18 protein-coding genes are annotated in these 23,254 nt (G+C 57.0%); 9 read left to right on the forward strand and 9 right to left on the reverse strand.

Annotation, left to right across the window (positions count from 1 at the left end; translation table 11 throughout):
• The first annotated feature begins 3 nt into the window (after positions 1-3).
• The 3 genes from RB2501_RS06940 to RB2501_RS06950 all read left to right on the forward strand — a co-directional run bounded on the left by RB2501_RS06940 (position 4) and on the right by RB2501_RS06950 (position 4,784).
• Positions 4-1,776 carry a TonB-dependent receptor domain-containing protein gene (locus tag RB2501_RS06940; protein ID WP_015754055.1) on the forward strand — a complete coding sequence of 591 codons (1,773 nt, stop codon included), beginning with the start codon at positions 4-6 and terminating at the stop codon, positions 1,774-1,776.
• A gap of 55 nt (positions 1,777-1,831) precedes the next feature.
• The gene (locus RB2501_RS06945) at positions 1,832-2,959 is read left to right on the forward strand and encodes an OmpA family protein (RefSeq protein ID WP_015754056.1); all 1,128 of its coding nucleotides are present in this window, start codon (positions 1,832-1,834) and stop codon (positions 2,957-2,959) included.
• A gap of 214 nt (positions 2,960-3,173) precedes the next feature.
• Positions 3,174-4,784, forward strand: a complete 1,611-nt coding sequence (locus RB2501_RS06950) for an amidohydrolase (RefSeq protein ID WP_041327581.1) — start codon at positions 3,174-3,176, stop codon at positions 4,782-4,784.
• Positions 4,785-4,891: 107 nt separating this feature from the next.
• Here RB2501_RS06950 and RB2501_RS06955 read toward each other — a convergent pair whose 3' ends face one another.
• A complete protein-coding gene (locus tag RB2501_RS06955; RefSeq protein WP_041327057.1) occupies positions 4,892-5,425 on the reverse strand; it encodes a DUF2911 domain-containing protein in 534 nt (177 codons plus the stop codon).
• 242 nt (positions 5,426-5,667) lie between these two features.
• Between RB2501_RS06955 and asnB the strand changes: the two genes are divergently transcribed.
• The 3 genes from asnB to RB2501_RS06970 all read left to right on the forward strand — a co-directional run bounded on the left by asnB (position 5,668) and on the right by RB2501_RS06970 (position 10,501).
• On the forward strand, positions 5,668-7,338 hold the full coding sequence (asnB, locus tag RB2501_RS06960) for an asparagine synthase B (RefSeq protein ID WP_015754059.1): 1,671 nt from the start codon (positions 5,668-5,670) through the stop codon (positions 7,336-7,338).
• Between the two features lie 136 nt (positions 7,339-7,474).
• On the forward strand, positions 7,475-9,421 hold the full coding sequence (gene gyrB, locus RB2501_RS06965) for a DNA topoisomerase (ATP-hydrolyzing) subunit B (protein ID WP_015754060.1): 1,947 nt from the start codon (positions 7,475-7,477) through the stop codon (positions 9,419-9,421).
• A 72-nt stretch (positions 9,422-9,493) separates the two neighbouring features.
• Positions 9,494-10,501 (forward strand): DUF6588 family protein, encoded by a 1,008-nt coding sequence (locus RB2501_RS06970; RefSeq protein WP_015754061.1) that lies wholly within the window; start codon positions 9,494-9,496, stop codon positions 10,499-10,501.
• Positions 10,502-10,597: 96 nt separating this feature from the next.
• Here RB2501_RS06970 and RB2501_RS06975 read toward each other — a convergent pair whose 3' ends face one another.
• Positions 10,598-10,969 (reverse strand): hypothetical protein, encoded by a 372-nt coding sequence (locus tag RB2501_RS06975; protein ID WP_015754062.1) that lies wholly within the window; start codon positions 10,967-10,969, stop codon positions 10,598-10,600.
• Positions 10,970-11,208: 239 nt separating this feature from the next.
• Between RB2501_RS06975 and RB2501_RS06985 the strand changes: the two genes are divergently transcribed.
• The gene (locus RB2501_RS06985) at positions 11,209-12,135 is read left to right on the forward strand and encodes a malate dehydrogenase (RefSeq protein ID WP_015754063.1); all 927 of its coding nucleotides are present in this window, start codon (positions 11,209-11,211) and stop codon (positions 12,133-12,135) included.
• A 266-nt stretch (positions 12,136-12,401) separates the two neighbouring features.
• Positions 12,402-15,356, forward strand: coding sequence for a protein translocase subunit SecDF (gene secDF, locus RB2501_RS06990; protein ID WP_015754064.1), 2,955 nt, complete (start codon positions 12,402-12,404; stop codon positions 15,354-15,356).
• Between the two features lie 73 nt (positions 15,357-15,429).
• Here the strand turns inward: secDF and RB2501_RS06995 are convergent, their stop codons facing one another.
• The 7 genes from RB2501_RS06995 to folE all read right to left on the reverse strand — a co-directional run bounded on the left by RB2501_RS06995 (position 15,430) and on the right by folE (position 21,284).
• On the reverse strand, positions 15,430-15,807 hold the full coding sequence (locus RB2501_RS06995; RefSeq protein WP_148214309.1) for a hypothetical protein: 378 nt from the start codon (positions 15,805-15,807) through the stop codon (positions 15,430-15,432).
• A 119-nt stretch (positions 15,808-15,926) separates the two neighbouring features.
• Complete coding sequence (locus RB2501_RS07000; RefSeq protein WP_015754066.1) at positions 15,927-17,153, reverse strand: ATP-binding cassette domain-containing protein; 1,227 nt, start codon at positions 17,151-17,153, stop codon at positions 15,927-15,929.
• A gap of 3 nt (positions 17,154-17,156) precedes the next feature.
• Positions 17,157-17,681 carry a DUF192 domain-containing protein gene (locus tag RB2501_RS07005; RefSeq protein ID WP_015754067.1) on the reverse strand — a complete coding sequence of 175 codons (525 nt, stop codon included), beginning with the start codon at positions 17,679-17,681 and terminating at the stop codon, positions 17,157-17,159.
• The gene (gene lgt / locus RB2501_RS07010; RefSeq protein ID WP_015754068.1) at positions 17,674-18,642 is read right to left on the reverse strand and encodes a prolipoprotein diacylglyceryl transferase; all 969 of its coding nucleotides are present in this window, start codon (positions 18,640-18,642) and stop codon (positions 17,674-17,676) included. Before lgt ends, RB2501_RS07005 begins: the two co-directional genes overlap by 8 nt.
• A 232-nt stretch (positions 18,643-18,874) precedes the next feature.
• The gene (gene yidD / locus RB2501_RS07015; protein ID WP_015754069.1) at positions 18,875-19,096 is read right to left on the reverse strand and encodes a membrane protein insertion efficiency factor YidD; all 222 of its coding nucleotides are present in this window, start codon (positions 19,094-19,096) and stop codon (positions 18,875-18,877) included.
• A 16-nt stretch (positions 19,097-19,112) separates the two neighbouring features.
• On the reverse strand, positions 19,113-20,591 hold the full coding sequence (gene cysS, locus RB2501_RS07020; protein ID WP_015754070.1) for a cysteine--tRNA ligase: 1,479 nt from the start codon (positions 20,589-20,591) through the stop codon (positions 19,113-19,115).
• Between the two features lie 9 nt (positions 20,592-20,600).
• The gene (gene folE / locus RB2501_RS07025) at positions 20,601-21,284 is read right to left on the reverse strand and encodes a GTP cyclohydrolase I FolE (RefSeq protein ID WP_015754071.1); all 684 of its coding nucleotides are present in this window, start codon (positions 21,282-21,284) and stop codon (positions 20,601-20,603) included.
• 129 nt (positions 21,285-21,413) lie between these two features.
• On the opposite strand from folE, the gene RB2501_RS07030 reads away from it, so the two are divergent.
• Positions 21,414-23,228 carry a T9SS type B sorting domain-containing protein gene (locus RB2501_RS07030; RefSeq protein WP_015754072.1) on the forward strand — a complete coding sequence of 605 codons (1,815 nt, stop codon included), beginning with the start codon at positions 21,414-21,416 and terminating at the stop codon, positions 23,226-23,228.
• Positions 23,229-23,254: the final 26 nt, after the last annotated feature.

A 23,254-nucleotide genomic window follows, 5' to 3' on the forward strand; every position in this document is an offset into this window, starting at 1 on the left:
GGAATGAACACGATTATGAAACTGATCCGATATACGGGGCTGATTGCGGCCCTACTCACAACTGCCGCCGGTTGGGGGCAGGATGAAACCGACGACCTTGGCACCGAAACCGTCACCGTGGTGCGCTCCTACACGCCAACCGTTTCGGACGCACGCAAGATCCAATCGCTGCCCAGCCTGCAGGACTCCATTGCTTTGCAGAAAAAACCGGTGCAATACGAGATCCATTCGGTTCCGGTGGCTTCCACGTTTACCCCGGCCAAGGGGCAGGCGGCTGCGGTGGAACGGGCCAGGCCCGAGAAACTTTTTAACAGTTACGCGGCCCTGGGCCTCGGCAATTACAACAACGCCCTGGCAGATTTTTATATCAGCCGGGATTTTGACCGGGGGAACAAACGGATCGATGTGGGGCTGAACCACCTGTCGTCCCGGGGGGACATCGACGGTACGCCCCTGGACACGGATTTCTATAATTCCGGCCTGGATGTCACCTACTCCCAGCGCGACAGGGACTGGGAATGGAATGCCTCCGCCGGGATGGAACACCGCCGGTACAATTGGTACGGGGTAGATACCGGGCTGCTGGAAGAGGGGGAGACCTCGGTAGCGGGCATAGACGAAACCCAGGATTATTTCCGCGGGAGCCTGCAGGGGCAGGTACATATGGAGGACACCTATTTTACCGATGCCGAGTTGCAGGTCAGTCGTTTCTGGGACGCCGTGGAATCCGCCGAGAACCGGTTGCGATTCACCGCAGCATTCGAATTTCCGGTCACCGAGGAGTCCCTCGGGCTGGGCCTGGAAATCGATTACCTTGGCGGGCATTTCGAAAACGCCCCGCAGAGCCAGTATATCAACGATACCGAAATTGACTACCAGTACCTGATTGCGGGGGTGCGCCCCGGCCTGTTGATGCTGCGCGACGACCTGAAACTGTTCCTGGGTGCCCGTATCACCGCCGGGCTGGACCTGGAAAACAGCGAAAACAATTTTTATATCTACCCGTCCGTGGAGGCTTCCTACAACCTCCTGGAGGAGAATGTGATTGCCTACGGGGGCGTGGATGGCGGCCTCGACCAGAATTCCTACTACGAGTTCAGCCGGGTAAACCCGTTTGTTTCCCCGACGCTCGCCGTCATGCCGACAGACCGGCAGTACGAGGCCTACCTGGGGCTTAAGGGGCAACTCACCCCGTCAGTGAGCTACAACCTCAAGGGGTCGTATGCCGCCGAAAATTTCAAGCCCCTGTTTATCCTCAACCCGATCAACGAGACGCGCAACGACGAAAAAGGCTATATCTACGGGAACTCCTTCCGGGTCTTCTACGACGATATCCGGACCCTGGGCGTATTCGGGGAACTGCAGTTCAGCGTGAACCGGAATTTCAGCCTGGGCCTGAATGCCTCGGTGTACGAATACGATACGGAAACCGACAACCCGGCATGGAACCTGCCGAACCTGGAAGGCAACCTGACCCTCGACTACCAGCACGATTCGGGCTGGTACCTGGGGGCCAACCTGTTCTATGTGGGCGAGCGGGAGGATTTCGTATCCCGGGCGCAGCCGGCAACACCCCCGGACCAGTTCCCGGCCCAGCAGCTGACCCTGGATGGTTATTTTGACGCGAATGCGCGGGTAGGTTACCACATCAATCCGCAACTCTCCATCTTTGCCCGGGGAAGCAACCTGGCCGGCAACCAGTACCAGCGGTGGGCGAACTTCCGGGTGCAGGGGTTGCAGATCCTGGCGGGGGTCAGCTACAAATTCGATTTGTAGGGACGCCCGGACCGTTTCCCGATATTTCCTATCTTGATTCTCAGAATGACGGGATATGCGTGGAATTGGCCACTACCTTGGGGCTGCCTGCCTTTTATTTACCCTGGTTGCCGTACCTGCCGGGGCCCAGAACCTGGTGCCCAACCCGGGCTTTGAGGGGTACAGCCGCTGCCCGAGGTTCCTCGGGAATTTTGAAGCAGACATCATTGGCTGGGATTGCCCCACCCAGGGGTCTACGGATTATTTCCACCGGTGCAGCGAGGATATGGGGACCCCAGAAAATTTCAATGGCGAGCAACGGGCCGCGGAAGGGGAGGGATACGCCGGCTTTTATGCCTATGCCCCGGGGGATTACCGGGAGTACGTACAGGCGCAACTCGCGGAACCCCTGGAGGATGGCCGGCAGTACAGGTTGCGGTTTTCCCTGAGCCTGGCGGAGCGATCGGATTTTGCCCTCAATACGCTGCATGTACTGTTTACGGCAAAACCGATGCGAGTGGGAACCAAGAAGAACCTGGCGCGCCGATACTGGTTGGGCCACCCGGAACTCAAGCCCCACCAGTTGGATATTGCAGCCAGCGCCTCATTTGCCGATACGGAAAACTGGATGCATTTGGACACGGTTTTTACCGCGCGGGGCACGGAGGCCAACCTGATTATCGGGAACCTGTTGCCGAACGCCCGGACCCGAACCTTCCGGACGAACCGCCGGTCCAATAAGGGGGCCTACTACTACCTGGACGGCATTGTCCTGGAACCCTATGCCGGAAACGGCGACACAGGGCGAGAATCCCTGGTTGGGGATATCCCTAAGGACAGTTTGCTCGTACTTCCATCCCTCTTATTTGAATTCGACGCACACCAACTGACGGATGCCGGCAAGGAGGCCCTCCACCGGGTATATGATGCGCTCAGGTCGGATTTGTCACTTTTCCTGGAACTCCGGGGGCATACGGACTCCCGGGGGGCACCGGCCTACAACCAACAACTCTCCGAACAGCGCTGCCGGGCTGTGGCCCGCTACCTGGAGGGCCTGGGGCTGGATTCCGTCCGAATCCGCTGGATCGGCTTTGGGGCCGCCCGCCCCGTGGCGGGCAATTCCTCGGAAAGCGGACGGCGCAGGAACCGCCGCGTGGAATTCCTGATCCGTTCGGAGGACCCGGTTCAGGCACGACAGAATTAAGTATATTTGGGACGCGCCGCCCGCGCCTGCCGAAGAGATGCTGTCAGTGACCGATGCATTCCTTGAACTGAAAGATTCCCATTACCCGATGATTGCAAAACCCCGTTTCCATATGTCCCGCATTTCCCTGCCGGTTCAATCCCTGCCGGTTCAATCCCTGCCGGTTCAATCCCTGATTGTCCAATTCCTTCGCAACCAAACCCCGGGAACCGGGATGCTTCTTGCGCTGATTTTGCTGTTGGGGAGTTGCCAGCCCCGCCAGCAGGAAGCAGACCTGATCGTATTCAATGCAAATGCCTATACCGTGGATGGGGAGTTCTCAAAGGCGGAGGCATTCGCCATCAGGAACGGTCGGTTTGTGGGGGTCGGCAGTACGGACTCCATTCGGGGCGCATTTGTAGCCCCCTGGATGCTCAATGCGGGCGGAAAAACGATTGTACCGGGCCTCATCGATGCCCATTGCCATTTCCTGAACCTGGGCTTGAACCAGGAAAACGTCGATTTGGTGGGGACGACGAGTTTTGAGCAGATCCTGGACAGCCTGCAGGCGGCCTACCAGGCCCATCAACCCGAATACCTGATGGGCCGTGGATGGGACCAGAACGACTGGGAGGTTAAGGAATTCCCGGACAAAACGGCCCTGGACTCCCTTTTCCCGGACATTCCCGTTGCCCTGGTACGCATTGACGGACATGCCCTGCTGGTCAACCAGCAAGCCCTGGATTTGGCCGGCATTACAGGAAATACGCAGGTACCGGGGGGTGAAGTAATCCTAAAGGACGGGGAGCCTACCGGGGTACTGGTGGACAGCCCGATGCAGCTGGTGTACGAGCAATGGCCGGCACCGGGCCGGGATGCCCTGATTCGCGCCCTGGAAGAGGCCCAGAAAATTTGTTTTAGCAACGGCCTGACCACGGTAAACGACGCAGGCCTCAGCCGATATGCCATTGAATTGATCGACAGCCTGCAGCGGAAAGGTGCCCTGGACATCCGCGTGTATGCGATGATCAGTAACACCCCGGAAAACCTGGATTACTACCTGGAGCGTGGTGTGTATAAAACCCCGAAACTCAATGTTCGCTCGGTAAAGGTGTACGGGGACGGGGCCCTGGGTTCCCGGGGCGCGGCCATGAAGGCGCCGTATTCGGACCAGCCCGGGCATTTCGGCGCCATGATCACCCCGGCGGGGGAACTCGGTTCGCTGGCAGAGCGGATTGCCGCCGCAGGATTTCAGATGAATACGCACGCTATCGGGGATTCTGCGAATATCGCTGTATTGAGAGCCTATCGGAATGCGCTGGACACCGTGGCGGATCCGCGCTGGAAAGTGGAACACGCGCAGATTGTCGATACGGCCGATATCGCCCTCTTTAGTGAAAAAATCCTCCCGTCCGTGCAACCGACACATGCCACAAGCGACATGTACTGGGCCGAAGACCGGGTGGGCCCCGAGCGCATGAAAGGCGCTTATGCCTTTCGGCAATTGCTGGAGGCATCCGGCCGGGTGGCCCTTGGAACGGATTTCCCGGTGGAACGGGTGAACCCGATGCTGACCTTTTACGCCGCCGTTACGCGGAAGGATTCCGACGGGTATCCGCAGGGCGGTTTCCAAATGGCGGATGCGCTCACCCGGGAGCAAGCCCTGAAAGGGATGACGCGCTGGGCGGCCTATTCGAATTTTGAGGAAGATGAGAAAGGCAGTATCGAAGTCGGGAAACGCGCAGACTTTGTAATCCTCAACGGCGATCTGATGGAGGTGCCTCCGGAGGAACTGAAGGACATCGAAGTGATCAACACCTTTGTCGACGGCCGAAAAGTGTATTGACCCGGTTGCCGCATGCGGCCATAAGAAATAAAAAAAACCGGCCTCCATACGGGGCCGGTTTTTTGCGTTCGATGCAACCCCCTGAACCGGGATTGCAGACGAATTTCTTACATGGTGATCGGTACAGCCACACGGGTCTTGTCCCAGCCCATAACCATATGCACTCCGTCTTCCGCTTCCTTGAAGGCAATGGAAAAAGGTTCCAGGGAGTTGGCATCCGAGGCGGCGGGAACTTCGATCCGCGCCACATCGGCAGCTTCATCATAGGTGTAGGCCCCCCATTGGTTGAGGTTTTTGTTCAGGATAACCGTCCAGGTACGCTCCCCCGGGATCGTGAAGAGCGAATAGGTCCCTGCGGAAATATCCTTTCCGCCAAAATTCACATCCTGGTAGAAAGTGATTTCCGTATTTTCATTGGCCCCGGTGCGCCATACCTTGCCCGCCGGAGCGAGATCGGCCAGGGCACGGCCTTTGAGTTGGGGGCGGCTGTAGATAACGCGAACCACCTTGCCGGGTTCCCTGCCCGGATACAGGGCGATATCCATCGGGCTTTTATCGAGCCCCGGGAATTCCTGGGCCTGCAAATTGGTAGTGGTAACCATGGCGAGAACCACGGCGAAAAGAGTAAGTATTCGTTTCATGTTGATCGTATTTAAATGAGTGTGTTAAAATTAGGGGCTTTTTACCCGCTTTTCTTCTAAAGTGTCGTTAAAATTTCCTTTTCTTACACATTTACTGATTCCGACTGATTTTCCCGGGGGGGAAGCTTCACATCAGAACAAATAGTTGTTTTTAAACTACATTATATAATAAAAAACACATGTATTATTTATAAATAGAAATAAATCACTCAATTTTGCTTCCACAATAAAACTCTATCACCATGTGCGGAATTGTATGTGCCTTCGATTTGAAACAACCGGCCGAGGATTTACGGCCCCAGATGCTGGAAATGTCCCGGGTCCTGAGACACAGGGGGCCGGACTGGAATGGCATCCACATGTCGGATACGGCCATCCTGGCCCATGAGCGCCTGGCCATCGTAGACCCGGCATCCGGGAAACAACCGCTTTACAGCCCGGACGGCAACCTGGTCCTGGCTGCAAACGGAGAAATCTACAACCACCAATCCCTTCGCAAACGCTTTGAAGGGACCTACGACTTCCGCACCGAATCCGATTGCGAGGTTATCCTGGCCCTCTACCAGGAGCAGGGCCCGGCCTTCCTGGATGAACTCAACGGGATTTTTGGCTTTGCCCTCTACGACAGCCAGGCGGACCGGTATTTCATCGCCCGGGACCATATGGGTATTATCCCGCTGTATATTGGCTGGGACCGGCACGGCACCTTTTATGTGGCCTCTGAACTAAAGGCGCTGGAGGGTACCTGTACGCGCATTGAGCTATTTCCGCCCGGCCACTACATGCTGAGCGACCAGGAAGGGTTTCAGCGCTGGTACAGCCGCGATTGGATGGAGTATGACGCAGTAGAGGATAACCCCACGGATATCGCTGCCCTGCGCAAGGCACTGGAGGACGCGGTCCACCGGCAGCTGATGTCCGACGTACCCTACGGGGTGCTGCTTTCAGGAGGCCTGGACTCCTCGGTTACCTCGGCTATCGCAAAGAAATATGCCCAGAAGCGGGTGGAGTCCGGCGACCAGGCCGATGCCTGGTGGCCGCAGCTGCACTCCTTCTCCGTCGGGCTGGAAGGCTCCCCGGACCTGGCGGCTGCCCGCAAAGTGGCCGACCATATCGGGACGGTCCACCACGAGATAAAATTTACCATACAGGAAGGGCTGGACGCCGTGCGGGACGTGATTTACCACCTGGAGACTTACGACATCACCACGGTACGGGCATCCACGCCTATGTATCTGATGGCCCGGGTGATCAAATCGATGGGGATCAAGATGGTGTTGTCGGGCGAAGGGGCCGACGAGCTATTTGGCGGATACCTGTACTTCCACAAGGCTCCCGGGCCGCGGGATTTCCACGAGGAAACCGTCCGGAAACTCGACAAGCTCCACATGTACGATTGCCTGCGCGCCAACAAATCCCTGGCGGCCTGGGGGATCGAGGGGCGCGTGCCCTTCCTCGACAAGGAGTTTATGGATGTGGCCATGCGCCTGAATCCGCGGGATAAAATGATCACCCCGGAGCGAATGGAAAAATGGGTGGTGCGCAAGGCCTTTGAAGACTACCTGCCCGAAAGCGTGGCCTGGCGGCAAAAGGAGCAGTTCTCGGATGGGGTGGGCTACAGCTGGATCGATACGCTTAAGGAAGTGGTCGCGGAGGCTGTCAGCGACGAACAATTGGCCAATGCCCATTTCCGATTCCCGATTCAGACCCCGACCTCCAAGGAGGAGTATTATTACCGGAGCATCTTTGAATCGCATTTCCCGAGCGATGCGGCCGCGGAAAGCGTGCCTCAGGAGCCTTCTGTAGCCTGCAGTACGCGGATTGCGCTGGAATGGGACGAGGCGTTCCGCAACATGAACGACCCTTCCGGCCGGGCCGTTGCCAGGGTCCACGCGGACGCCTATGAAAAGTAGCTCTCCGGGCCGCGTTTTTGTCCACAGGAATTGTTGATAACTCGGGTGGGTTCCATCTGCCGGAACCGGCCTGTTTGCAGGGGTATTTCGTATATTTGTGAGATTGCAAAATTGCAGAAAAACAACCTGTAAACGAATGAGCGAAGAAGTAAAAGGAAAAAGTTACTCGGCAGACAGTATCCAGGCGCTTGAAGGCATTGAACACGTGCGGATGCGTCCGTCGATGTATATCGGCGATATCGGGGTGCGCGGGCTGCACCACCTGGTTTACGAAGTAGTGGATAATTCCATTGACGAAGCCATGGGGGGGCACTGCGATACGATCTCCGTGACGATCAATGAGGACAATTCGATAACCGTTGAGGACAACGGCCGGGGGATCCCGGTAGACCTGCATAAGAAAGAGGGGGTTTCCGCCCTGGAAGTGGTGATGACCAAAATCGGTGCCGGCGGGAAGTTCGACAAGGATTCCTACAAAGTTTCGGGCGGTTTGCACGGGGTAGGGGTTTCCGTGGTGAATGCCCTGTCGAAACACCTGAAAGCCACCGTTTACCGGGAAGGCAAGATTTGGGAGCAGGAGTACGAACGCGGCCGGACGCTCTACCCGGTTAAGAGCACCGGGACTTCCGATCTTAACGGGACCATCGTCACCTTCCACCCGGACCCGGAAATCTTCCAGCAGACCATAGAGTTCAGCTACGATACGCTTTCCAACCGGATGCGAGAACTCGCCTATCTGAACAAGGGCGTTGCCATCACCATTACCGATCGGCGCGTTAAGGAAAAGGGGGAGTACCTCTCCGAGAGGTTCTACTCCGAGGAGGGGCTCAAGGAATTTATCCGCTTCCTGGACGGGAACCGGGAGCCGCTGATCGCAGACGTCATCTCCATGGAAGGCGAGAAAAACGATATCCCGGTTGAGGTCGCCATGGTCTACAACACCTCCTATACCGAGAACCTGCACTCCTATGTAAACAATATCAATACGCACGAAGGGGGGACCCACCTCTCCGGTTTTCGCCGGGGCCTGACAACCACCCTGAAGAAATACGCGGATGCTTCCGGCATGCTGGACAAACTGAAGTTTGAGGTAGCCGGGGACGATTTCCGGGAGGGGCTTACGGCCATTGTCTCGGTAAAAGTGGCCGAACCGCAGTTTGAAGGCCAGACCAAGACCAAGTTGGGGAACCGGGAGGTTTCTGCGGCCGTCAGCCAGGCGGTATCCGAGATGCTGACCAATTACCTGGAGGAGCACCCGGACGATGCCAAGACCGTCGTGCAGAAGGTAATCCTCGCAGCCCAGGCACGGCATGCTGCCGCCAAGGCCCGGGAAATGGTCCAGCGGAAGAACCCGATGAGCGGTGGCGGGCTCCCGGGCAAACTGGCGGACTGTTCCGACCAGGACCCGGAACGCTGCGAAATCTTCCTCGTGGAGGGGGATTCGGCCGGCGGTACGGCCAAAATGGGGCGCGACCGGAATACCCAGGCCATCCTGCCGCTCCGGGGGAAGATCCTGAACGTGGAAAAGGCCATGCAGCACAAGGTCTTCGAAAACGAAGAAATTAAAAATATCTATACGGCCCTGGGGGTTACCATCGGTACCGAGGAGGACAGCAAGGCGCTGAACCTCGACAAACTCCGCTACCACAAGGTGATCATCATGTGTGATGCGGATGTGGACGGGAGCCATATCGAGACGTTAATCCTGACGTTCTTCTTCCGGTACATGCGGGAGTTGATCGAAGGCGGACACGTCTACATCGCCACACCGCCCCTTTACCTGGTCAAGAAGGGGAGTAAAAAGCGGTACGCCTGGAACGATAAGGAACGGGATGCGATCGTGGAAGAACTCAGTACGAGCAGCGGCAGCCCGGGGATCCAGCGGTATAAGGGTCTTGGGGAAATGAACGCCGAACAGCTCTGGGATACCACCATGAACCCGGAGTTCCGCACGCTGCGGCAGGTGACCATCGACAATGCCACCGAATCGGACCGGATTTTTTCAATGCTCATGGGGGATGAAGTCCCTCCGAGGCGCGAATTTATCGAGCGAAACGCCGTTTATGCGAACATTGACGTATAAGAATCCCGATTTCACAACAAAAACCCCGGCCCTCCAGCCGGGGTTTTTTAGTTTAGAGGCAAATTCCTACAAATGAAAAAGACGCTACTGGTTGCAAGTTTCCTGCTCGCCGGGGGATTTGCCGCTGCACAATCGAATGTAAACGACCTGCTGGCAGCAGGCCTGAACGATGCGGAACGGTTTACCAATGACTATCTTTCACCGGTTTCAGAAGGTACGATATTCAGCTTGTCCGGTTCCTGGCTAAACACGGCTACCGCCAAACCGCTCGGAGGTTTCGAGATCTCCATTGTGGGGTCGATGGCCGGATTCAAGAACAAGGAGGAGAAAAAGAGTTTTGTCCTCAATACGGCGGATTACGAAAACCTGCGTTTTGAAGACGGCAGCACCTCCAAATCCGTGGCAACCGCCCTGGGGGACATCGAAGGTGTCCGCGTGGTGGTTGAAGATGAGAACGGGTTCTTCTCGGAAAGCTTTGAGCTTCCATCGGGCCTGGCTTCTGAAAATATCAATTTCCTGCCCGCCGCTTATATCCAGGTAGGGGTAGGCCTCGTTAAAGGCACCGAGGTAAAAGCCCGTTTTTTGCCTAAAATCCAGACAGACGACGTGGCTGTGAGCCTTTTCGGGTTCGGGCTGCTCCACGAGTTTACAAGCCACATACCGGCCAATCGGTTGTTTCCCGTGTCTATTTCCGGGTTTATCGGCTTTACCCAACTCAACGGCAGCTACGATTTTACGGACACGAATTTCATCGACGGGGAAAACCAGCGGATCGATACGCGCATCAGCGGTTGGAGCTTCCAGGCGATGGCCGCCACGCGCCTGCCGGTGATTAACTTCTACGGGGGGCTCGGCTACGTAACCGGGAAATCGGATACCGATGTGCTCGGGACGTATACGGTTACCTCCGGCCCGTTTCAGACAACCTATGAGGATCCGTTCTCGATCAACAAGCAAGCCAGCGGCGCCACGGCGACCCTGGGAACCAAACTAAAGCTAGGGTTCTTCCGCCTGCACGTGGACTATACCCTGGCCGAGTTCAATCTGTTGAGCGCAGGCATCAATTTCGGGTTCCGGTAGGAGGCCCGCAATCCCGCAAAGCGAAACAGCCCCGCCTTGTTAGGCCGGGGCTGTTTTCATATAGAAATGGTAAGAAATGGGCTTGTTTGAAGCGGGCTATTCCCGCTGTGCCAGCACCTCGCCCTGCAGGTCGAGGAGCAACGCGCTGTCCGGGTTTTGTTTCAGGGTCACCCGGTCTGCCTCCCGGTCCAGGCCCGGATATTCAATTTGGTAGACCGCCCCTTCTTTTTCCCACCCGAAATCCGTTTTTACCGTAAGGACATTGCCCTCGTACCGGTGGTAACGCCCCAGGTAGGCATCGTTGAATATCCACTCTTCCCTAACGGAAATGCGGCCCTCCGGGGCCTCCGCAAAATCGGCACGGCTCCAGATCCCGATTACCGGGTCATTGTTGGTTTCCACCTCGGAACAGGCGGTCAGGGTCAGGGTGCAAATTAAGAGCAGGAAAAAGGGAACTTTACGTCTCATGGTTCAGCTCAATTGAGATTTGGGGTATACTTGCAACGGGGCGAAGCCTCGCGTATTGTTTTTTTTCGACCAACGACGTTCCCGGAGCCCTGTAATTCGATGAACGGCCCAAAACCTTAACATCCGGCCCGGATTCGGCATCCGCTCCGCCGGGGCTCCACATCGCCCCGGAATCCTCGGATATTCGGCTATTTTTCCCTATTTTTGGCAGGCTGAAAATCAACTATAAATAGAGTATTATGAAAGTTACCATTGTGGGTGCAGGAGCCGTAGGAGCCAGCTGCGCAGAGTATATCGCCATTAAGGATTTCGCCTCGGAAGTGGTGTTGCTGGATATCAAGGAAGGAGTTGCCGAGGGCAAGGCGATGGACCTCATGCAGTGTGCATCCCTGAACGGTTTTGACACGCGCATCGTCGGTTCTACAAACGACTACAAGAAAACGGCCGGAAGCGATATTGTGGTGATCACCTCGGGCATCCCCCGCAAACCGGGCATGACCCGTGAAGAGCTTATCGGCATCAACGCGGGCATCGTAAAGACGGTTTCCGCCAGCCTGCTGGAACATTCCCCGGAAGCCATCGTCATTGTGGTTTCCAACCCCATGGATACGATGACCTACCTGGTACATAAATCCACCGACCTGCCGCGCCACCGGATTATCGGGATGGGCGGTGCCCTGGACAGCGCCCGGTTTAAATACCGCCTGGCCGAAGCCCTGGACGCCCCGATTTCCGATGTTGACGGGATGGTGATCGGGGGGCACAGCGATACAGGCATGGTGCCCCTCACCAGCCATGCGACGCGGAACAGCATTAAGGTTTCCGAATTCCTTTCCGAGGAGCGGCTGGCGCAGGTGGCCGAAGACACAAAGGTAGGCGGGGCCACCCTGACCAAACTCCTGGGCACCAGCGCCTGGTATGCCCCGGGGGCTGCCGTCTCTGCCCTGGTACAGGCCATCGCCTGCGACCAGAAGAAAATGTTCCCCTGTTCCGCCCTGTTGCAGGGGGAATACGGCCTAGACGACCTCTGTATCGGCGTCCCCGTGCTTTTGGGGCGCAACGGCATCGAGGAAATCGTCAAAATTGAATTGAGCGAGGCCGAAAAAGCCAAAATGGCCCAGAGTGCGGAAGGGGTATCCAAGACCAACGCCCTGCTGGACGTGTAAACGATTGTCCCGGCCCCGGCCGGTCCCCCGGGTGGTTTAACCTGGATAAATACGGACTGCCGCTTGGTTGCCGGCAAGGGAACTTCAAAAGGCATGCGCGCTGAGGGCATGCCTTTTTTCATGGTGCCACCCATGCGGGAAACCCACATTCCCAGCGCCTTGAGGGCCGTTACAAAAGCACTGATTTTATTGGCAGTTCCTAGGGGAAGTAATATATTTGCACGCTGTTTGCAGCACCGTAATTATTTCAGATAAGCATTTAACTCATGAATAATAAAGGACTTATAAAGCTTTTTGCTTTGCTGTTCGGGCTGGTGAGTGTCTACCAGTTATCCTACACCTTCATTACCTCTAAGATCGAATCCGACGCGGAAGCCCATGCGGCGGCTGCGGTTTCGACCGATGAGGAAGACTATGTCGCCAAGCGGGAACAGGCAGAAGCCAGATACCTGGACTCGGTGGCCAAAAACCCGATCCTCGGCTTTACGTCCTATGAGGATGCTAAGAAGAAAGAGCTCAACAAAGGCCTCGACCTGAAGGGGGGTATCAACGTAACGCTGCAGATCTCCGTGCGGGATATCCTCTCCGGCCTGGCAAACAACACCAAGAACCCGGCCTTCAACAAGGCCCTTGCAGATGCGGATGCTGCATCCCGCAACAGCGATGAAACGTACCTCGAATTGTTCTTCGATGCCTTTGACGCCGTGAAAGGCGACACCAAGCTGGCCTCCCCGGATATTTTTGCCAACAAGGGGCTGAGCGACGAGATCAATTTTGAGATGAGCGACGAGGAGGTAAAGCCCATCATCCGGCGGAAGGTGGATGAAGCGGTTGTTTCCGCGTTTGAAGTGCTCCGGGAACGTATTGACGGTTTCGGCGTCACCCAGCCCAATATCCAGCGGGAGGGGAATTCCGGCAGGATCCTGGTGGAACTCCCGGGGGCCCGGGATATCGCCCGTGCGCAGGACCTGCTCTCGAGTACGGCCCAGCTCGAGTTTTGGGAAACCTACGAACCGGGCAACCAGCACCTGATCAACTTCTTTATCCAGGCCAACGAAGAGCTCAAATCCATCGTGGAGGCGGATACGCCGGAACCCATGGAAGAAGCCAGCGAAATCGACTCCCTGCTTTCGGACGTTGCCCAGGACTCCCTGGACCTCGCCACCGAGCGCAACCCGCTTTTCGAAAAGCTGCAACTCAACGGCCCGGGCTATGCCATCGGCCTGGCGGCCATCCAGGATACGGCCGAAATCGGATCCTGGCTGCGCATGCCCCGCATCCGCCGGCTTTTGCCGCCCCAGGTCCAGTTTACGAAATTTATGTGGGAACGCCCGTCCCAGGGCACCGAAGTAGCAGCCCTGTACGCCCTGAAATCGAACCGGGACGGGGTGCCGCGCATGAGCGGGGACGTGGTCAGCGATGCCCGCGACCAGTTTGACCAGTACAACCGGCCGGCTGTGGGGATGGACATGAACGTCCGCGGGGCCCGTGAGTGGCAGGAACTCACCAACGAAGCCAACCTGAATAATACGGGGATTGCCATCGTGCTGGACAACCGGGTGTACACCGCGCCCGGGGTTTCCCAAAAAGGCGGGATTCCCGGGGGTAGCTCTGAAATAACGGGCACATTTACCGTGACGGAGACCAAGGATATTGCCAACGTACTGCGGGCCGGGAAACTCCCCGCCGAGGCGGAAATCATCGACTCGTTTGTGGTCGGGCCCTCCCTGGGGCAGGAAGCCATCGACAGCGGGTTTACCTCCTTTGTGATCGCGATGATCTTTGTATTGATCTGGATGATCTTCTATTACGGCAGGGCCGGGTTGTTCTCGGACATCGCCCTGGTGTTCAACATCGTGCTGATATTCGGGGTGCTCGCCAGCCTGGGCGCCGTACTGACGCTGCCGGGGATTGCCGGTATTGTATTGACCATCGGTATGTCCGTGGATGCGAATGTGCTGATATTTGAACGTATCAAGGAGGAACTGCAAAAAGGCAAGGGGATGGCGCAGGCTGTTTCCGACGGTTTTGACAACGCCCTATCCTCTATCCTGGACGCCAATATCACCACCGGGCTCACCGCCCTGATCCTGCTGGTTTTCGGCTCAGGTCCTATCAAGGGCTTTGCCACCACGCTGATCATCGGTATCCTGACCTCCCTGTTCACGGCCATCTTTGTAACGCGTCTGCTTATTGACGCTTACCTGAACCGCCGCGGCCGGAAACTCGATTTTGCAACCGGGATTACCCGCGGCCTGTTCCAGAATATGAACATCGACTTCCTCTCCAAGCGGAAAATCGCCTACGTGGTATCCGGCGTTCTGCTGATTGCCGGGCTGGCTTCCCTGTTTACCAAGGGGCTTGACCAGGGGGTGGATTTTGTCGGGGGGCGGAACTACCAGATCCGCTTTGTGGACGCAGTGAACCCGGTTGAAATCTCCGGGGAATTGACCGACGCCCTGGGGAGTGCCAGTGCCAAGACCTTTGGGGACGCCAACCAGATCATGGTGACCACAAAGTACAAGGTGGACGTGCAGGGCACCGAGGTGGACGAGGAAATCCTGGGGATCCTGTTTAACTCCCTCCAGAAATACCTGCCGGACGGCACCACCTATGAAGATTTTGTTCCCGGGGGGACGAATGAGGATGTCGGGGTGATGAAGTACCGGAAAGTCGGGCCGACTATTGCCGACGATATCAAGAAGAATGCTGTATGGGCGGTCATTGGTTCCCTGGCGGTTGTCTTCCTCTATATCCTGTTGCGTTTCCGGCGCTGGCAGTTCTCGCTGGGCGCCGTGGCAGCCGTTTTCCACGACGTGCTGATCGTGCTGGGGGTATTCTCGGTCACCAGCTCGCTGATGCCCTTCAGCATGGAAATCGACCAGGCTTTTATCGCCGCCATCCTGACGGTTATCGGTTATTCCCTGAACGATACAGTGGTAGTCTTTGACCGGATTCGGGAGATCATTGCCGAACGCGGCTGGCGTGCCGGGGAAAATACGAACATGGCCCTGAACAGTACGCTGAGCCGTACGCTGAATACCTCGCTCACGACCCTGGTCGTTCTCCTGTCTATCTTTATTTTTGGAGGGGAGACGCTGCGAGGCTTTATGTTTGCGATGATTGTCGGGGTGATCGTGGGTACCTATTCGTCCCTCTTTATCGCAACGCCTATCATGTTCGATTCCCTGTCAAGGAAAATCTCTGCAGGTAAAAAGTAAGCATCCCGCGGCTGCCGGAAACGGCACCCGATGCATCAATTGAAAAAATCGCTGCCCGAGGGCAGCGATTTTTTTATTCGGACAAGAGCCACCTTCGGGCTGCCCGCCGGCTTGTAAACAAATCTACCTCAAAGCCTTCGTGGACCATAAAGTCCCTGAGCAGCGTCAGGTAGAAGTGGTCTTCCAACCGCGCTACCAGGGCGAGCTTGTACTCCCGTTGCCAGCTGCCCTTAATGGCCGCGCGGGCAATCTGATAGGCGGATTCCACCGATTGTTTCTGGCGGAGTTGTATCCGGGCCATCACGCGTACCTGGTCGGTAGCCCGGCACTGGAGAGCGAATTCTCTCCACATATCGGCAAAGGTATCTACCTCCGTCCCCTTTTTCCGTGGATTTTTCAGGGTGATTTCGAGATAGTCCCGGGTCTCTTTAAAAACGAGCGTTGTGGGCATATTAAAGGAGGTAATTGATTCGTGCAGCTGGAAAACCGCCAGTTCCGGCGATGGTTGCAATGCTGCCCGTATTACGGAAAGCCTCAATAAGTTACGAAAAATTAATTTGGGGGAGCCGCTCAGGCGATGCGACCCCGGGATCCGCCTTGTCCGCTTTCAAGGAAAAGCGTTTTTTCCGGATGCAGCCCGGGTTCTGGCCGATGGGAAACAAAGACAACGGCCGTACGGCTTTCCGCCGCCATTTTACGGATTAGCGACACAACCAGGAAGGCCGATGGCTCGTCCAGGGCAGCGGTAGGCTCATCGAGGATCAACAGGGGCGGGTGCTTGATCATCGCCCTGGCACAAAAAACCAGGCGTTGCTGCCCTTCCGTGAGATCTCGGAACAGCACCTCCCGCTCCTGTTCCATCCCGAGCAGACCAATCCACTGCCGGGCGAGAGAAAGCTGGAGGTCCCCGGGTTGCTGGTAGAGGCCTACTGAGTCCGTCAACCCGGAAATGAGCATGTTTTCAACGCTGTGGTATCCGCGAAACCGATCGGCCATGGCCGGGGTAAAATACCCGATGTGTTCTTTGATGTCCCAGACGCTTTCCCCGCTGCCTTTTCTGGTGCCAAAGAGGTAGAGCTCCTGTCCGTATGCTTTTGGATTATCGCCGGTAATCAGGGAAATCAAGGTGGTTTTCCCGCTTCCGTTTGGCCCCCGGAGTTCCCAGAATTCGCCCCGCCGGATCCGCCAGTCAATATTTCTCACGATGGTTCGCCCGCTGTAGGCTACGGATACGTCGCGGAAATCCACGAGCGTTTCGGGAAGTTCGGGCAGTGGCCCGGGCGGGGGCGGGATGGAACCGGTAATCCGGGGCCCCGACGGGATTTCGGGTTCGTAGGTGGGGAACCCCACCAGGTTCTGCCCCTCGAGAAATGCCCGGTGGACCATACAGGGGAGCACATCCGAAGGACGGCTTGCCAATTGGATCAACAGGGTCGTACGCGCGAGTTCTTCAAGTTGCCCCGACAGCGATTCCCGGTATTCCCGGTCCAGGTTGTCGAAGGGGTCGTCCAGGATCAGGAAATCGGGCTGTTGTTGCAGCAGGTAGGCCAGGAGGGCTTTTTTGCGCTCCCCGCTGGAGTAGGTGCGCAACTCCCGATCGGGCTGCGGCTGCAGGTCCGAACGCTGGTGCCGGGCTTCTTCCTCAATAAAGTCTGCAATCCGCGCATTCGAAAACAATGCCCCACTCAGGCTCCGCAGCCCACTGAGGGCCTCCGGCGGATTGCCCTGCAGCAGCGACTCCGAGAATGCGTACTTGTCCGAATGATTATCCGTGAATATGACGGTATGCTCAGCCATCTGCTAATCGGTCCTTTCCCAACGAATCCGGTCGCCGGGTTCCAGGCCCCATTGTTCACTGAGCCCGGCATTGACCTCCAGGACATACTGGACGGGGACCCCGGAGGGTATACTGCCTTCGTCCAGGGGTTGGGCGTTCCGCCGGATGGTGGCAATTTCCCGATTCGAACCGATAAAGATAATATCCAGTGGGATCAGCGTGTTTTTCATGTAAAATGCGTGTTGTTCCTCTGCGTCGAAAAGGAACAGCATCCCCCGGTTATCCTTCATTTCCTTCCGGTACATCAACCCGGTCTGGGTCTCGTATTCCGTATCTGCAATTTCAATCTCCAATACGGCCAGGACGGAATCCGATTCGGCCGACAGGATTTCCAGGACCCCTTCTTTTGTAAAGCGGACCTCTTCGGTTTTGAGCGCGGGCTTTTCGGCATCGCGGCACCCGGACAGGCAGCAAAAGGCAGCAAGGCACAGGGCTGCCGTCAGCCGGCTGAAAATACGGCGAATCGCGGTTGCTTGGTGATCAGGCATGGCTTGCAGGCTTAGTGGGCCGAAACATAAAATACAGGCCCAAAAGGACAAAGGGGATGCTGAGCCACTGGCCGGTGGAGAGATATCCCAGGGTATCTTCAAACCCGCCCTGGCTCTTCTTAACGAATTCCACGACAAACCGGATGCTCCACAGCAATACGAGGAACAGGCCAAAGAGGTACCCGGGACGAGCGGCCTTGGAGGTCTTCCAGTAGAGCCAGTAAAGGATCGCAAAAACGCCGATATACAACAGGCCCTCGTACAACTGGGCCGGGTGCCGGAAGGGGATGGCCTGGAGGTGTTCCGCAAATTGCGGGTCGTCTGTCAGGGCCCTGTAGGCGGCCTCCGGGGTGCGTTCCCCGGTAATGTGCATGGCCTGGCCCGCCGGCATGTCGTCCGAATCCCGGACGAAACGGGTTGCCAGGAAAAAGGAGGCATCCGTGATTTTGCCGTTTATTTCGGAGTTGAAAAAATTTCCCAGGCGAACCAGGAAGGCCCCCAGGGAGACGGGGATGACAATCCGGTCCAGGACCCAGAGCATGTTGAAGGAACTGTACTTCCTCGTAAAGAGGTACATCCCGATAATTACTCCGATAGCGGCCCCGTGGCTGGCCAAACCGGTAAAGCCGGTAAACTCATACCCGTTGATAATTCCAAAGAGGCTGCTCCCGGCCTGTTCGCGGATGGGAAGCAATATCTCTACCAGGTGGCTGCTGTAGTAATCCCAGTCGTAGAAAAACACATGCCCGAGGCGCGCACCCAGCATGGTGGCCAGTACGGCATAGATAAAAAGGGCATCCAGCTGCTCCCGGGAACGGCCTTCGCGCTGAAAGATCTGCTTCATCAGGTACCACCCGACGGCGAAGGCGATAATCCAAAGGAGGTTATAGTATTTGATCTGCAACACCCCGAGCTTGAACAGCGTATCGTCCGGATTCCAGGTGAAACCTAGTAGAAACATAGCGGTAATTTGCCGGCTAAGATACAAATTCCCCCCCGACACAGCGAGTCAAAAAGGTCCGTGGGACCTTTTGAGCTGTGGGCGAGCTGGCGCGCTGGCCTGTGGTCGCAGTTTGGGATCAGGGCACCGGGTCGTAGCCGGAACCTCCCCCGTCACAGCGGAATGAAAAGGTCCAGTGGACCTTTTGAGCTGTGGGCGAGGTGGCGCGCTGGCCTGTGGTTGCAGTTTGGGATCAGGGCACCGGGTCGTAGCCGGAACCGCCCCATGGATGACAAGAAGCAATCCGCTTCAACGCCAGCCAGCCCCCTTTGAACACCCCGTGTTTCTTCAGCGCCTCCAGGGTATATTGGGAACAGGTAGGGCTGTAGCGGCAACTCGGCGGGGTCAGGGGGGAAACATAGCGCTGGTACCCGCGCACCAGCCAGATAAGCGGCAAGGCGAGTTTGTTTTTCATAACCGCTTTTTGGGGGTTAGAGGGTAAAGGTCGTCCCTTCCTTGCCGTCCTTGAGTTGGATTCCGAGTTCCGAAAGGGTGTCCCGGATCTGGTCGGAAGTATGGTAATCCTTGTTCGCCCGGGCCTGGTTCCGAAGGTCGATGACCAGCTTCATTACACCTTCCAGTTTCTCGGTTTCCTGGGTTTGGCTCCGTCCAGGTTCCAACCCGAGCACCTCAAAGGCAAAGCCTTCCATGGTTTCCTGCAGCGTATCCCGGTCGGCCGGGGAAAGCGATTGTTTCCCGTCCCGGACCAGATTGATGGTCTTGACGGCTTCGAACAGCTGGGCAATCAGTACCGGGCTGTTGAAATCGTCATTCATCGCGTCATAGCAGCGTTGCCGCCACGCAGCCACATCGAAATCGGACGTCTTGCCGGTGGGCAGGCCGGGGAGCTGTTCCATGGCTTCCATCAGGCGGTTGTATCCCTTTTCTGCCGCGAGCAGGGCCTCGTCACTCAAATCCAGGATGCTTGTGTAGTGGGCCTGCATCATAAAGAAGCGGACCACCGTTGGCGCAAACGGCTTGCTCAGGATGTCGTTTTCCCCGCTGAAAATCTCCCCCGGGAGCAAGTTGTTCCCGGTGGATTTGGCCATTTTCTTGCCATTCAGGGTAAGCATGTTGGCATGCAGCCAGTAGCGGACGGGCGACTGGTCGTTCCCTGCCTCGGCCTGGGCAATCTCGCATTCGTGGTGCGGGAATTTCAGGTCCATGCCACCCCCGTGGATATCAAAAGTATCCCCCAGGTACTTGGTGCTCATTACGGTGCATTCCAGGTGCCAGCCCGGGAATCCTTCCCCCCAGGGAGAAGGCCAGCGCATGATGTGCTGGGGCTCGGCCTTTTTCCACAAGGCAAAATCCTGCGGGTTTCGTTTTTCGTCCTGGGCGGTCAGTTCGCGGGTATTCGCAATCATGTCCTCCAGCTTCCTGCCGCTCAGCTTGCCGTACTCGTAATCCTGGTTGAACCGTTTTACGTCGAAGTACACCGAGCCGTTCTTCTCATAGGCGTATCCCCGGCCCATAATCACCTTGATGATCTCGATCTGCTCCACAATATGGCCTGTAGCCGTGGGTTCGATACTCGGGGGGAGCAGGTTGAAGCGCTGCAGGATGTTGTGGAAATCCACCGTATAGCGCTGCACCACCTCCATGGGCTCGATTTTCTCGAGCCGCGCCTTCTTGGCGATCTTGTCTTCCCCCTGGTCGGCATCGTCCTCCAGGTGGCCCGCATCCGTAATGTTGCGCACGAACCGGACTTTATAGCCCAGGTGCCTGAGGTACCTGAAAATCAGGTCAAAGGACATGAAGGTCCGGCAGTTCCCCAGGTGGACGTTGCTGTAAACGGTCGGCCCGCAGACGTACATGCCTACGTGGCCTTCGTGGATGGGGGTGAAGGTTTCCTTGGTCCCGGTAAGGGAATTGTGGACTTTAAGGGTTTGTTCCGTGTAGAGCGCCATGGAATGGGCTTAAAATTCGGTATCCAGGTTGATGTATTCCAGGAATTCCCGTCGGAGTGATTCTTCTTCCTTGAATCGGCCCCCGTATTCCGAGGTCACCGTGCTGCTGTCCACGTCGCGGATCCCGCGGGAATTGACGCAGAGGTGCTTGGCATCGATGACGCATGCGACGTCTTCGGTGCCCAAAACCCGCTGCAGTTCGCGGACGATCTGGATGTTCATCCGCTCCTGTACCTGAGGGCGCCTCGCGTAGTAGTCGACAATGCGGTTCATCTTGGATAAACCAACCACTGAACCGCCGGAAATATAGGCAATATGGGCCTTGCCGACAATTGGCAGCAGGTGGTGTTCACAGGTGCTGTACACCGTAATATTCTTCTCCACCAGCATCTCCCCATACTTGTATTTGTTGTCGAAGGTCGAAGATTTGGGGCGGCGGTCCGGGTGCAACCCGGCAAAGATTTCCTTTACGTACATTTTCGCCACACGGTCCGGGGTGCCCCGGAGGCTGTCGTCGTTCAGGTCCATGCCCAGGGTGAGCAAAATATCCCGCACATTCTGGCGGATGCGGTCGATCTTTTCTTCATCGCTCAAACGGAACGCATCTTCCCGCAAGGGGGTTTCTTCTTTTCCGGTAAAATGGTCCTCCATAAAGGATTCCCGGGAAGTTTCCAATGCTGGATCGGTTTTCATCGGTAGGGTACTTTACAATTGGCAAAGATATACATTATATGCCACTTTATGGCGTGTTTGGGCGGGTACACAACATAAATTCGTGTTAAGGAAATGGCCTTCCTATTTTTATTTTGCCCAAGTACGACCATGTATAAAAGACGCAGACAAACCGGCCTGGCGGCAGGTCTTTTCCTGTTGGTGGCATCCTGGGGGACCGCACAGATTTCCCCGGATTGCCAGACGGCTATTCCGATTTGCAGCAATACCCCCGTGAACGGGGGGACTTCCGGGTATGGCACCGACGATTTCGGGGGCGCGGCAACTTCGGGTTGCCTGGAGCCCACCCTCTCGGGTTATATCGAATCGAATTCCGCCTGGTATCGTTTCCGGACGGGGGCTGCCGGGCAACTGGGCTTCAACATTTCCTTTGACCCGTCCGAGGACTGGGATTTTGCCCTGTATCGCGCCTCGGATTGCGGTAGCCTCGGGGAGCCGGTACGCTGCAATTTTTTCGACAACCGGGACCGCGAAGTCTATATGGGGGTAGGGGAAGACCCTTCGGGAAATGCGGATACCTTCCTGTACGAACCCTGGCTGGACGTACAGCCCGGGGAGGATTACTACCTGCTCATCAACAATTTCAGCAATACGAATTCCGGGTTTTCCATCCAGTTTTCGGGCCAGATCTTTGAGGACCATCCGTATGATGCCCTGGACTGCTCCATCATCAGTAACCTGCTGGGGCCACCTGTAGCGGCCTGCGAAGGCGATGCGGTACTGCTGGATGGAACGACTTCGTCTGCCACGGGCTACCAGTGGTATGCGGATTCGGGGTCCGGTTTTAGCCTCATTCCCGGGGAAACATCCGGAACCTATTCGGCAACTGCAGCAGCCATGTACCGTATCGTGGTCGACCTGCCGGACGGCTCCCAGGAAGTCAGCGATGTCCAGGTGGGCTTCAGCCCTGCAGCCCGGTCCGAACCCGTAGCCGATGCGATGATCTGCAGCGGCGACCCGCCCTATTACTTGCCTGCCCGGGATGCCGAAGCCCTGGGAACCCAGGACCCCGGGGAGTTCCGCGTAACCTATCACGCCAGCAATTTCGATGCACAGGCGGGGATCGCCGCCCTGCCGGACAACTGGTCTCCGGGCCCGGGGAACCATACGGTTTATGTGCGGGTGACCTCCCTGGAAAACCCGAATTGTTACGACGCCTCCTCCCAATTTGAACTGGAGGTCCTGTTGACCCCGAACCTGGATTTTGACGAGCAGGTATATATCTGCGACAATGGCGGCAGCGCCTTCATCGGGCTGTCCCAGGCGGAACCGGGGGTGGCCTACAGCTGGCAGGACGGCCTGTCCGGCCCCGGGCGTACGGTCAGCCAGGCGGGCACCTTTACGCTTACCGCTTCCACCGGTTCAGGAGGGGGCATCTGTACGGCCCAGCGCACCGTGGAGGTTATCCTCTCGGCCCCCCCGAGCATTTCGGATATCCTGGTGGAAGACCTGTCCGCGTCGAACCGCGTGACGGTGGAAACCCAGGCCTCAGGGAACTTTGAATACGCCCTGAATGACGGCGCCTTCCAGTCGAGTCCCGTATTTGAAGGCGTACCAGCCGGATCCCATCAGGTACGGATGCGGGATGCCCTCGGTTGCGGGGAGATTACCGAGACGATTACGGTTGTGGGCTACCTGCCATTTTTCACCCCCAACGGGGACGGACAACACGACCGCTGGCACATTCGCGGCATCGAAACGCTCACCGACCCGGTGGTGCACATTTTTGACCGTTACGGGAAACTGCTCAAACAAATGGACGGCACCTCCGCCGGATGGGACGGTACATTTCGCGGGCGCCTGTTGCCCGGTGCCGACTACTGGTTCCGCCTGACCTACACGGACTCCAACGGCCAGCGGGTGGAAGCCCGGTACCTGAATGCGCATTTCGCCCTGAAACGCTGAGGCTCCCATGCCTTGTCCGTTGGTCG

The organism is Robiginitalea biformata HTCC2501 (assembly GCF_000024125.1).
In the GTDB taxonomy this organism is placed as follows: domain Bacteria; phylum Bacteroidota; class Bacteroidia; order Flavobacteriales; family Flavobacteriaceae; genus Robiginitalea; species Robiginitalea biformata.

Excerpts from the sequence above, each read along its gene's own strand:
- folE (WP_015754071.1), bottom strand. The coding sequence starts at position 21,284 with ATGAAAACCGATCCAGCATTGGAAACTTCCCGGGAATCCTTTATGGAG.
- RB2501_RS07030 (WP_015754072.1), top strand. The coding sequence starts at position 21,414 with ATGTATAAAAGACGCAGACAAACCGGCCTGGCGGCAGGTCTTTTCCTG.
- RB2501_RS06950 (WP_041327581.1), top strand. The coding sequence starts at position 3,174 with ATGCTTCTTGCGCTGATTTTGCTGTTGGGGAGTTGCCAGCCCCGCCAG.
- RB2501_RS06970 (WP_015754061.1), top strand. The coding sequence starts at position 9,494 with ATGAAAAAGACGCTACTGGTTGCAAGTTTCCTGCTCGCCGGGGGATTT.
- RB2501_RS06975 (WP_015754062.1), bottom strand. The coding sequence starts at position 10,969 with ATGAGACGTAAAGTTCCCTTTTTCCTGCTCTTAATTTGCACCCTGACC.
- RB2501_RS06945 (WP_015754056.1), top strand. The coding sequence starts at position 1,832 with ATGCGTGGAATTGGCCACTACCTTGGGGCTGCCTGCCTTTTATTTACC.
- RB2501_RS06940 (WP_015754055.1), top strand. The coding sequence starts at position 4 with ATGAACACGATTATGAAACTGATCCGATATACGGGGCTGATTGCGGCC.
- cysS (WP_015754070.1), bottom strand. The coding sequence starts at position 20,591 with ATGGCGCTCTACACGGAACAAACCCTTAAAGTCCACAATTCCCTTACC.
- RB2501_RS06985 (WP_015754063.1), top strand. The coding sequence starts at position 11,209 with ATGAAAGTTACCATTGTGGGTGCAGGAGCCGTAGGAGCCAGCTGCGCA.
- RB2501_RS07000 (WP_015754066.1), bottom strand. The coding sequence starts at position 17,153 with ATGGCTGAGCATACCGTCATATTCACGGATAATCATTCGGACAAGTAC.
- asnB (WP_015754059.1), top strand. The coding sequence starts at position 5,668 with ATGTGCGGAATTGTATGTGCCTTCGATTTGAAACAACCGGCCGAGGAT.
- lgt (WP_015754068.1), bottom strand. The coding sequence starts at position 18,642 with ATGTTTCTACTAGGTTTCACCTGGAATCCGGACGATACGCTGTTCAAG.
- secDF (WP_015754064.1), top strand. The coding sequence starts at position 12,402 with ATGAATAATAAAGGACTTATAAAGCTTTTTGCTTTGCTGTTCGGGCTG.
- RB2501_RS07005 (WP_015754067.1), bottom strand. The coding sequence starts at position 17,681 with ATGCCTGATCACCAAGCAACCGCGATTCGCCGTATTTTCAGCCGGCTG.
- gyrB (WP_015754060.1), top strand. The coding sequence starts at position 7,475 with ATGAGCGAAGAAGTAAAAGGAAAAAGTTACTCGGCAGACAGTATCCAG.
- RB2501_RS06955 (WP_041327057.1), bottom strand. The coding sequence starts at position 5,425 with ATGAAACGAATACTTACTCTTTTCGCCGTGGTTCTCGCCATGGTTACC.
- yidD (WP_015754069.1), bottom strand. The coding sequence starts at position 19,096 with ATGAAAAACAAACTCGCCTTGCCGCTTATCTGGCTGGTGCGCGGGTAC.
- RB2501_RS06995 (WP_148214309.1), bottom strand. The coding sequence starts at position 15,807 with ATGCCCACAACGCTCGTTTTTAAAGAGACCCGGGACTATCTCGAAATC.